9 protein-coding genes are annotated in these 11,085 nt (G+C 36.7%); 2 read left to right on the top strand and 7 right to left on the bottom strand.

All coding sequences use genetic code 11. From position 1 onward, the window contains the following. On the top strand, positions 1 to 2,484 hold a 2,484-nt coding region (locus Q0L65_RS04895), incomplete at its 5' end, for a glucosidase (RefSeq protein WP_296684114.1). Between the two features lie 118 nt (positions 2,485 to 2,602). After that, on the top strand, positions 2,603 to 4,252 hold the full coding sequence (locus Q0L65_RS04890; protein ID WP_296684112.1) for a DUF6377 domain-containing protein: 1,650 nt from the start codon (positions 2,603 to 2,605) through the stop codon (positions 4,250 to 4,252). A gap of 22 nt (positions 4,253 to 4,274) precedes the next feature. Here the strand turns inward: Q0L65_RS04890 and Q0L65_RS04885 are convergent, their stop codons facing one another. From Q0L65_RS04885 to Q0L65_RS04855, 7 genes are all read right to left on the bottom strand, one after another. Next, positions 4,275 to 5,174 (bottom strand): helix-turn-helix transcriptional regulator, encoded by a 900-nt coding sequence (locus Q0L65_RS04885; RefSeq protein WP_296684110.1) that lies wholly within the window; start codon positions 5,172 to 5,174, stop codon positions 4,275 to 4,277. Between the two features lie 26 nt (positions 5,175 to 5,200). Further along, entirely contained in the window at positions 5,201 to 5,953 is a 753-nt protein-coding gene (locus tag Q0L65_RS04880; protein WP_296684109.1) for a hypothetical protein, read from the bottom strand. Between the two features lie 125 nt (positions 5,954 to 6,078). Continuing rightward, positions 6,079 to 6,699 (bottom strand): TonB-dependent receptor plug domain-containing protein, encoded by a 621-nt coding sequence (locus Q0L65_RS04875; RefSeq protein ID WP_296684107.1) that lies wholly within the window; start codon positions 6,697 to 6,699, stop codon positions 6,079 to 6,081. Between the two features lie 140 nt (positions 6,700 to 6,839). Next, positions 6,840 to 9,170 (bottom strand): glycoside hydrolase family 3 N-terminal domain-containing protein, encoded by a 2,331-nt coding sequence (locus Q0L65_RS04870; protein ID WP_296684106.1) that lies wholly within the window; start codon positions 9,168 to 9,170, stop codon positions 6,840 to 6,842. Positions 9,171 to 9,258: 88 nt separating this feature from the next. After that, complete coding sequence (locus Q0L65_RS04865) at positions 9,259 to 9,891, bottom strand: hypothetical protein (RefSeq protein WP_296684105.1); 633 nt, start codon at positions 9,889 to 9,891, stop codon at positions 9,259 to 9,261. A 162-nt stretch (positions 9,892 to 10,053) separates the two neighbouring features. Further along, on the bottom strand, positions 10,054 to 10,539 hold the full coding sequence (locus tag Q0L65_RS04860) for an ester cyclase (RefSeq protein WP_296684103.1): 486 nt from the start codon (positions 10,537 to 10,539) through the stop codon (positions 10,054 to 10,056). A 10-nt stretch (positions 10,540 to 10,549) separates the two neighbouring features. Next, entirely contained in the window at positions 10,550 to 11,065 is a 516-nt protein-coding gene (locus tag Q0L65_RS04855) for a hypothetical protein (protein WP_296684102.1), read from the bottom strand. Positions 11,066 to 11,085: the final 20 nt, after the last annotated feature.

Below are 11,085 nucleotides of genomic sequence, written 5' to 3'. Positions count from 1 at the left end.
TCCAAAGCGTACCGCTGGGGAGAAGAAGGAATTGGAGGAATTTCAGACAACAAGCAGCACATTTGTTTTGCTTTTGCTTTTTGGAATCATAACGACCATATTTTAAAAGAACGTTTTTTTGGTTTAACTGGAAGCGAATCCAACCACGGAGAAGATGTAAAAGAAATCTATTATTACCAAGACTCTACTCCTACTCACTCTTACCAAAAAATGTTGTACAAATACCCTCAAGCAGCATTTCCGTATTCTAAATTAGTAGAAGAAAGCAAAAAACGCTCTAGATTAGAGCCTGAATATGAATTGCTTGATACGGGTATTTTTGACAAAGATGCTTATTTTGACATTTCGATGGAATATGCCAAAGCCGATGAGCAAGATTTATTAATCAAAATTACTGTTGAAAATCGTTCTAAAATTGCGGCTCCAATTACCGTTTTACCAACCGTTTGGTTCAGAAATACTTGGTGTTGGGGATACGAAAACTACAAACATAAACCGAGTTTAACAGGCATCGGAAAATCACACATTGAAGTCAACCATCAAGTAGTGGGAAGATTCAAATTATATGCTGAGGCCGCTGATGAGTTCTTGTTTTGCGACAATGAAACTAATTTTGAAAAACTATACAATTCGCCTAATCTAAGTCACTACACCAAGGACGGTATCAATGACTATATTGTAAACAAAAAAACAGAAGCCGTTAATCCCAATCATATTGGGACCAAAGCTTCTGCAAAATATACTCAGACTATTCCAGGCAATGGTAAAAAAGTTTTTAAACTACGTTTTACTAATCAAACTCCAGAAGACGCTTTTGCCGATTTTGATGCGATTTTTGAACAACGCCAAATCGAAGCTGATGAGTTTTATGCTTCGCTTCAAAAAGGAATTGAGGACGACAATTTAAAGTCCATTCAGCGTCAATCTTATGCAGGAATGCTTTGGACCAAACAATGGTACTACTTCAATGTTTTTGAATGGACCAAAGGCGACCCTGCTATGCCAAAACCAGATGCAGAACGCAAAAAAGGCCGAAACAACGCTTGGAAACACCTTTATGCAGCCAATATTTTATCCATGCCTGACAAATGGGAGTATCCTTGGTTTGCTGCTTGGGATTTGGCTTTTCACACGCTGCCTTTGGCACGGTTAGACCCTGATTTTGCTAAAAGACAGCTATCCGTCATCTTACGAGAGTATTACATGCATCCTAACGGACAAATTCCTGCTTACGAATGGTCATTTTCGGATGTTAATCCGCCCGTACACGCTTGGGCCACTTGGAAAGTGTATGAGATTGACAAGGAAATGAATGGTGGCAAAGGCGATACTGTTTTCTTAGAACGTATTTTCCATAAATTACTACTCAACTTCACTTGGTGGGTCAATTTGAAAGACGAAGGCGGGAATAACATCTTCGGTGGTGGATTTCTCGGAATGGATAATATTGGTGTGTTTGATCGCTCTGCCGATTTACCAACAGGTGGGCATTTGGAACAAGCAGACGGAACCGGATGGATGGCGATGTATAGCCTGAATATGCTGCGTATTGCTTGCGAAATTGCCATTGAAAATCCGGTGTATCAAGATATGGCATCGAAGTTTTTTGAGCATTATTTACATATTGCAGGGGCGATGCAAGCTATCGGGGGAGACAAACTCAACCTTTGGGACGAAGACGATCAGTTTTACTACGATATGTTACACAAACCTAATGGTGATGCCGAATTACTAAAAGTACGCTCTATGGTAGGTTTAATTCCGCTATTTGCAGTAGAAGTATTAACCCCAGAACTTTTGGAGAAATTACCTGAATTCAAACGTCGTGTGGAATGGGTATTGAACAACCGTCCTGATTTAGCGAGTTTAGTTTCGAGTTGGGACAATCCTGGTTCAGGCGAAACCCGTTTACTGGCTATTTTGAGAGGTCACCGAATGAAAATGATTATGAAGCGTATGTTTGACGAAACGGAATTTTTATCGGATTACGGCATTCGTTCGCTTTCAAAATACCACAAAGACCATCCGTATCAATTTAATTACGAAGGTGGGATGATCCAAGTAGATTATACTCCTGCCGAAGCCACTGGAGATATGTTTGGTGGTAATTCGAATTGGAGAGGACCTATTTGGTTCCCAATGAATTATTTGATTTTGGACTCTTTGGAGAAATTTTCTAATTATTACGGGCCAGATTATGAGGTAGAATACCCTACTAATTCTGGAAAAATGATGAATATCAAAGAAGCTGCCGAAGAAGTATCTAAACGACTATTAGCTCTTTTTGTACCTGATTCCAATAAAAAAACACCAATGTATGGGGAATATGATAAATTCCAAAAAGACGCTGCATTCCATAAAAATCATTTGTTCTTCGAATATTTTGATGGCGACACTGGGAAAGGACTTGGCGCAAACCATCAAACGGGTTGGACAGGATTGATTTCGGAAATTATTCGACATCTATACGTAACAAAAGAATAATTAAAGTCAGATTTACGATTTTGGAACACCAATTGAAATAATTAGAAAAACTGGCGTTGGAATGCGTAAAATAAAAGATGCTTAAATTCGTGTTTAATATTAGCAACTCGTAAAAGCTGTGTTTAAAAATTATTGGTTCTTTTTAGCCTTACTTTTTATATCCAATTCTTTATTGGCTCAGGATTCTTTTGACCTTTTGAAAAAAGAACTAGATCAAACCCTTGCTGATGAACCTTTGTACTTGAACAAAAAAAATAGTGCAATTAATCAGCTCAAAAGTCGTCTTCGTACTGCGTCATCCAATGAAATTCGCTATTCGCTCAACGAAAAATTATACGATGAGTACAAATCTTATCAATCCGATTCTGCTTTAGTATATGCCAAAAGAAGTTTACAAATTGCCAATACAACCGGGAATAACAATCAAATAGGCAAAGCCCAACTCAATTTGGCTTCTATTCTAGGTACACTCGGAATGTACAATCAGGCTTTAGAAATTCTCGACCCAATGGAGTCTACGGTAGTATCTGCTTTAAAAGGAGAATTCTATTGGACAAAAAGAATTATTTATGGCGGGCTTTCGAGTTATGCCAATGATATAGCAGAAAAAAAACAATACAATCGCTTAGGAGACCACTATCGAGACAAAGCTATACTCAATTTACCTAAAAATTCAACCGATTTTATTGCCGCATCAGCTGGACAATTATTGTCTCAAAAGAAATACAATCAGGCTATTGATTTGTTGATTCCGTATTTTGAAAAAACACCAAAAACCGATCCTAATAGAGCCGTGATTGCGTATCTAATTTCAGAAAATTATAAGGCTAAACTAAACAAAGAGCAAGAGAAAAAATGGTTGGCGATTTCTGCCATTTCTGATTTGGAATTGGTTAAAAAAGAAAATATTTCCCTTCGAGAACTCGCTTTTATATTGTACGAAGAAGGCGATATTGAATCGGCTTACGAGTACATTAAACGTTCCTTAGACGATGCCGTTTTTTGTAATTCGAAACTGCGAACCTACGAAATTTCGAAGATGTTACCCATCATCAACGAAACCTATGAAGCCAAAAACAAATCGGCTAAATCTCAGTTGATTGTCTTTTTAATCAGCGCGAGTGTTTTATCACTGTTTTTATTGGGCGTCCTTATTTTGCTTTTCAAACAGATGAAAAAATTGGCGAAAGCCCAAAAAAGCGTGGAATTAGCCAACAACCAACTTTCGGTATTGAACCAGCAACTTCAAGGGTTTAACGCTAAACTCAATCAAACCAATTTAGAATTGGCCGAAACAAGTTTACTCAAAGAGATTTATATTGGTCGTTATATGGATCAATGCTCCATCTATATTGGAAAAATGGAAGAATACAGCCAAAAACTAAAGGTGATGGCCACTGCAGGAAAAGTGAATGACTTGGTGAGTACCGTCAAATCAAAAGCATTTATCGACAAAGAATTGAAAGAATTCTATGCGCAATTTGACCAAACCTTTATGCAACTTTTCCCTACGTTTGTAGAGGAATTTAAGGCTTTGCTGAACGACCCGGAGAGTATTATCATCAAAAAAGGGGAACTTTTAAATCCTGAGTTGCGCATCTTTGCGCTGATTCGACTTGGAATCAAAGACAGTGCTAAAATTGCCGATTTTTTACGCTACTCCGCCTCTACCATCTACAACTACCGTTCTCAAATAAAAAACAAGGCTAAAGGACCTAGAGAACAGTTTGAAACTAAAGTATTGTTGATTGGTACTTCTAAAGAATGAAACCATTAAACTTTAACCCAAATCACTCTTTTCTAAACCGCAAAGGAGATAAGCCAACTTGTTTTTTAAAGAAGCTATTGAAATGTGTTGCTTCGTGAAAACCTAATGCAAATCCAATTTCGGCGGCATTCCAATGGCTGTGTTTCAACAAAATTTTAGCTTCTTGCGCTATTCGTTCTGCTATGAGTTGGGAAGTCGTTTTTTGAGTAACTTCTTTAATGGCTCGGTTCAAATGATTCACGTGTACATTGAGTTGGCTCGCAAATTCAGACGCCGTGCGCAGTTGCATTCTTTGATGTGCATCGTCTATTGGAAATTGACGTTCCAATAATTCCAAAAACAAAGTCGTTATTCGTTGTGAGGCGTTCCACTGTTTGTTTTCCAAACTAGCAGACGGCTCCATTTTCATGGCAAAGTGCAACAACTCAAAAACCAAATTGCGCAACACATCGTATTTATAAACGTAATCCGAGTTGATTTCGTCCACCATTTTTTGGAAAATCGGTTCTATTTTTGCCACTTGATCCTCCGTCAATTCAAAAATATGGGTGCCATTCGGTTGAAAAACAGGGTACTGATTGAGGTTGCCAAATTGATGAAAAAAATGCGTATTGAAAATGCAAAAGTAACCCGCTCTATATTCTTCTAAATGTTCCCATTTGTAGGGAATCTGAGGGTTAGAGAAACATAACGCCTGTTTCTTTACTTCTACTACCTGATCTGCAAAATAGACTTTGCTGTTCCCTTTAGCTAAACTAATTTTATAAAAATCGCGACGTTTGTACGGAATCGGCTGCGCTTTTTCTCCTATAAAAGGTTCCAAAGTAAACACATTGAAATGCCCCATTTCGTTTTTAAAATTATCGGGCATCCAATCGAATTTATTCTTGTAAAAATCAGCTAAAGATTCTGGTTTTTCCATACCAAATTACCTTTTATTAACCACTATTAATAGTTGTAAATCAAAGACATGTTCCAAACAAAATCTTTGCCTGAAATAGTTGTCTGAATCGCTTTATTAACGATAGAAGAAACTGCAAACGGACTTTTAGGAGTTGTCAATGTGAATGTAGACGAAACATAATAACCGTCTTTGCTGTCCATTTTCAGATAGTACAATTGGGGTTGTAACTTCAAAAAGGTTTCTGGCAATACTTTTACATTAGCTATTGTACTATTCAAAGTGACAAAATGGGTATTAGTCGTTGTCCCTACATCCCAACCGTGTGAATACAAATAATACATCCCAACACTTAGATTTTTGGAAAGAATTAAATTCGGTGCTATCTCAGTGGCCGTATAACGATATGCATTCAAAATCATTTTAGCATCTCCATTTAAAGACAATACCTTTTCTTCTTTAAACGCTATAGCCGGATGAGCGCCTACACTTAATTTGAATTTTGAATCATTTACTATTTTATAGCGTCCCCAAAAAATAAAAGACCACGGTTTGCCCTCTAAAGAAAATCGCAATTGGGGATCAAAACTCCATCTTTTTGACTTAATAGAAAAATCAAAAATAGCGGCTGGTTTTCCCAAAGAAAAAGTAGGCAACAAAGATATTCCGTTATTGGTAGCGGTAATCGCACCCGAAAAAGTGTGGCTTTTAGTCGCCTCTTGCGAAAAAACAAATGTGGCGAAAAACAATCCTATTAGAACTGCAGCTATTCGCTGCTTTGAGTTTTTAATTTGTGACATAAAACAAACAACTTAATTTTTATTAAAACACAAAAATCCCTATTTAATAAGTATAAAAATAATACATATCAAATTAATTATTATACTTATCAAACAATACTTGTTTGCATTTATACTGAATTCTATTATTTTTTCAATTTAATTACAATTACACCGCTAGCCCCTCGAGCCCCATAAATGGAAGCTTCTGCATCTTTTAAAACCGTGATACTTTGTACTTCATTTGGCACAATGTAATCGATACTAGAAACTACATTCCCATCTACCACAAACAAAGGTTCTGAATTGTTCTTAATCGAATTTACTCCTCTAATAATAATTGTATTATCTTGTTGCACTACTACACCTGCAATTCGACCACGCATCATGTCATAAATCGTTCGGTAGGAAACGGTAGATTTGTCTTTTTCTGGTTTTAAACCATTGGGAGGGGTGAGTGATTTATCTGTTACTGGAGCGGAATCTAAATACATAAAGTCCATTTTTGTTTCTTTAGAGTAAACGCTCCTTAACCAGCCGTGTTTTTTAGAATATACTTGAATGATTTTGACTTTTTCAGGAACTATTAAACTAAACTCCCCGGCTTTATTAGTAACAACATTGGAGTTAATAGTATCTAAATATATTAAAGCGTTGGCGACCGGTTTATTTTTACGATTCATTACCTTTCCTGTAACCGTTGTTTGCGCATTGACAAAACTTGTCACTAGCAAAAGTGCAAAAAATACGATTTTTACTGTTTTCATAAGATTAATTATTTTGGTTATTAGTTACTACTTATAAAAGTACTGGTTTAATGGATTCAAAAACCAAACATTCTAACTTTAACACTATTAAAAACAAAAACCTCCGTTGTAGTACGGAGGCTTTGCTTGTTTAAGAAGGCTTATTTCTTAACACTATATTTTTCTGTTCTGGCATCTTTGATTATCCCTTTCCAGTTCAATCCAAAACCAAAATCATATACATTTCCATTCGAATCTCTATACGGAATCATATCGTGCGGCACATCTTCAAACTGTTTTTCGACAGTCGTCATATCAATTGGCATTTGCAATGGCAATAATCCTGAAGGTTCTGTTTTTCCAGAAACAATGTCTAATAACGCTTCGGTTTGTACTCCAAATTCTCCTACAATAGCATCAACGTCTTTTTCAAATTCGCCAAAAACCATTGGGTTGGATACGGTAACAGCAACCAGTACTGGTTTCCCATTCATTGCTTTTTTAGTATCCAAAATGGTATTCAAATCTGGATACGAATTGGATTTTGACGTCTTATTCAAATACGAACGATTGGTAATCGTTGGATCCACCACAGGATCGCCAGCCGCCATACTTTGCGCTCTAGCAGCTACAGCAGTATAGTCTTTCAATTGCAAGCTGATTGGCATGTACCCATTCCCTCCTGCTTCTCTATCGGCTTTACTGTACCCATTACTTACAGGACTTTTGATAAATACCATAGCAAAATCAGCTTTGACAGGATCATCCGTTACCGTATAATATTTCTTAATCAATTCTAAATTAACTGGATATTCTGTTTTTTCGGGTGTTGGAAATCCAAAGAAATTAATTCCAACTGGTGTTGTTCTTTTTGGAACGTATACCGTTTTCCCTTTTGCAATTGGCAAAGTTTTATTTTGATTTTTAATCAAAACGATGGATTTCAATTGGGCATCATACCCTGCTTTCATAAACTCTGGTTTCCCAACAATGGCTTTGGTTTCTTCTGGATCCAAATAAGCGTTTTCAAACAAACCTACTCTAAAGATATTCAACAACAAACGCACGGCCGATTTCTCAAAACGATTGCGCATTGCAGCCTCTCCGTGTTCTTTTACTCCCATTTGGTACGCCTCAAGTACTGGTTTAATATCGTTGTTTCCTCCAAATTGATCCACACCCGCCATCATCACTTTATAATGTCTTTCGGCAATGGTCATTTTTTCCGTTCCCCATGATTTTCCAGCAAAAACGTCTGGTGTTTTCCCTTCGTCACCTGTAATCAACCAATCCGTACATACCACACCATCATAACCGTATTTGTCTCGCAACAAATCGGTTACAATGTATTTGCTGAATCCATTCCCTACATTTTCACCGTATTTTTTATCTTGGTTGTACGAAATCGTATAGTATGGCATCACCGCTGATGCTTTTTTAGTCCCTCCGTTTAATTTAAAGGCCCCATCAAGAAAGGTTTTTAAATGGGTTTCGAAGTTGTTTCCTGGATATACTGCAAATTTTCCGTACGCAAAATGCCCATCACGACCACCCTCTTCAGGACCACCACTAGGCCAGTGTTTGATCATCGCATTCACACTTTGATTACCCCAACCTTCATAAGCCGCAATCGCTTTTGGAGACGATTGAAATCCATCTACATAAGCTCTCGCCATATCGGTAGCTAATTTTGGGTCTTCGCCAAAAGTTCCTACAAAACGGTTCCATCTTGGCTCGGTAGCCAAATCAATTTGAGGCGAAAGTGCTGTTGCAATTCCCAAAGCACGGTATTCTTTGGCGGCAATGGTTCCAAATTGTTCTGTAATAGCAGGGTCAAATGTAGCCGCAAGACCTAATTCTTCTGGCCATTGCGAAATAGCACCGCCCGAACCCGCATTGTATTCTGAATCTTTATTGGCGCCGTGGCGTGGATCTGAGCTATTGTTAGCCGGAATTCCCATTCCGATGCTTTCTACTAATTCTTGTACGTTATTGTTCCAAAGCGCCGATACCGTTGGATTTTCTACAGAAGTCATCAAAACGTGACGTAAATTATCCGTCGTTAAAAAGGCTTTTTGTTGGTCAGACAAATCGGTTGATTTTGCGCTACTTTCTGGAAAAGGTTTTCCATTATAGGTACCTGCAAAATACCCTCCCGCCTGTGCAGGAACCGATTGATGGCGGCTATACAACATCAATCCTGCGATTTGGTCTACAGTCATTTTACTGGCCAAATCTTTAGCGCGTTCTGCTACGGGTTTTCTCCAATCTTCGTACTTATCTAATTGACCATTTTTGTTTAAATCTTTGAAGGCTAATCCGTCAACGGTCAAGATTTTTACTCCTGATTTTGGCGAATAGCCTAAAGTTTGTCCACCTTTATTTTCAATAAGATTAAAGCTTTCTTTGGGAGTTTCAGACCATTTTTTTTGTGCTTCCATCTGTGTTCCAAGGAGTAGCAACAAAGCTGGCAATACGATTTGTTTTTTCATTATATGTGGTTTTTTGGTAGTTTAATAACTAAAATGATTTCAAATATATAAAAATATTGTGTCAATTGTACGCAATGAAATTGAATAATTACAAATTGTATCTAGCTCCTAATGTCCAGTTGAATTTTCCATTAGAAATGGTTTTATTAGCAAACCCTCTAAAATCAATGTTCTTACTAACTTTATACGTAATCGTTTCAGAAACACCATACGTATTGTCCAAGTCCAGTCCGTAAGCTTGAGTTAAAAAACTAAACTTTCCCTCAATAAATGTTGTGCTGAAAGCTAAGAAATTAGCTTTGAAATCGTTATTTCGTCCTTCACCATGCAAATAAAACAAGCCTAAAAACCATTTATCAGACAGGGGATAACTCGCTATAAATTCTTGTGCAAAAAAAGTATCGACATTAAATTCCTTGTCAATTTGAATCGCGGGCAGGTGAATCCCAATACTTGCTTTTAATTTTTTATCAATGAATTTATAACGTGACATGAATATTACTCCCCTTGGATTTAAATTTTCTAATCGAATGGTAGATAACAAATGAAACGAAAGCGGTCTGCTATCTGTTGTTCCTGCATTCACAATAATATGCGGATCTTCTGAAGTAAAGGCAGGAATAAACGAGAATCCGCCAGTGGAAGCTTCGATATTGGCATATTGAGCATGGGCAAATGTGCTAAAAAGAAAAGTAATGATGGCAATTAAAACTTTATACATGGAATTAATGGTGTTGGTTTCTAAAAAATAAATGCAAATATATCATTTAATGCGTCAATTATACACAATGAAAATAATTATTTAATAAAAAACAAAAAGCCTGACATTACTGCCAGGCTTTTCAAAAAAGAATTCAAAATAAAGTTGTTGTAACTTATTCGTTTATCTTGGCATAAGTCCAAGTTGTCTTAAAAATTCTAAATTGTCAAAGAAATCTCTTTCCTCAGTAATTTTTCCGTTGACAATAGTAGCAATAGTGCATCCTTCAACGTTGATGGTCTTTCCTGTTGCAGGAATACCAAAAAAATCTCCCGTGTGTTTTCCTTTAAATATCCAGTACTTAGTTAATTTATTTCCTTGAGCAAAGGTTTCTTTAACGATGAATTCACGATTAGAAAATCCAGTAACATAATTGGCATAATAGGCTTTGGCCTTAGCCGCACCTTTAATTTCGGGAACAGTATGCAACACCACGTCTGGCGCATAAGCGGTATCTAGAACCGAAACTTTGCCTTCATTAATAACCTCATCCCAAACTTTTGAATAAAATTTGATGTTATCCTGCGCAATTTTTTCGTTTTTATCCGCCTCGCTTTTACACGCAAATAAAGACATACTTATTGCTAAAACTACTAGTATCTTTTTCATTGTCTGATTGCTATTTTAATAATTCTGTTAAGGGTGCTGTATCATAGGTATCCCATTCCTCTTGGATTTTTCCGTCTTTAATCGCAAAATTCATGTTAAAGATAATCGTCGCCTTTTTTTCAGCTTTCGCCAGACTAATTTCATAATAAGAAATAACATAATTAGTAATTCCAGTCTTTTCATCTGGTTTATTATTCACAACTTCCCAAACTAAAGGGTCTTTTGGCAATGTAATCGTAACTCCTTGAGCTTGCAGCGAGGCTAAGTTTTTCATGTTCTGGTCAATGGTCATTGTATTCATATTGTCATGAATAACTGCGTTTGGAACATATAATTTTTTAATACTTTCCGTATCAAATTTACTAGCATATTCATTCATTTTTCTAATCATATCCGTGTTCTCTGAATTGGAAAGATTAATTCCTCCCTCATTTGGATTTTTAGCTGCAACCTCAGCAGTTACTTCTTTTTTACAAGAAACTAATAATAAACTTGTAAGGGCGATAAGTGCAATTGTTTTCTTCATAGTGTTTGAGTTTAAATTAA

It is taken from the genome of Flavobacterium sp. (assembly GCF_024642105.1).
Classification (GTDB): domain Bacteria; phylum Bacteroidota; class Bacteroidia; order Flavobacteriales; family Flavobacteriaceae; genus Flavobacterium.
The sequence above is the reverse complement of the archived record's forward strand: the minus strand, read 5'-3'. Positions and strand labels throughout refer to the sequence as shown.